Below are 268 nucleotides of genomic sequence, written 5' to 3' on the forward strand. Positions count from 1 at the left end.
GATTCGAGCAGGTAATAGGCCTGAAAGACGGTGCTCGGGCTCAATCCCCGGCTGGCACAGGCCTGGCGCACGGACGGCAGGCGATCACCGGGACGCAGCACGCCGGCCGCGATCTGTTGTTCCATCTCGCGCGCGAGCCGCGCGAACTTCGGGGCCGTGTCGCCTGGACGGTTACGCATGGCGCGTACTCCCCGATTCGGTTGGCTGGCGGCTCGGTGGCGTTTCGTTCCCGCGGTCCGTGGCGTGTGCCGTGCGCCACGGACATCGG

Annotated in this window: 1 protein-coding gene; it reads right to left on the reverse strand. The window is 69.0% G+C overall.

What is annotated here, in order from left to right; all coding sequences use genetic code 11:
• The coding region (locus SB719_RS20385) for a GntR family transcriptional regulator (RefSeq protein WP_412159774.1) at window positions 1-179 on the reverse strand (179 nt) is incomplete at its 3' end.
• Window positions 180-268: the final 89 nt, after the last annotated feature.

The organism is Pantoea sp. SIMBA_079, from assembly GCF_046940275.1.
GTDB classification, from domain to species: Bacteria; Pseudomonadota; Gammaproteobacteria; order Enterobacterales; family Enterobacteriaceae; genus Pantoea; species Pantoea borealis.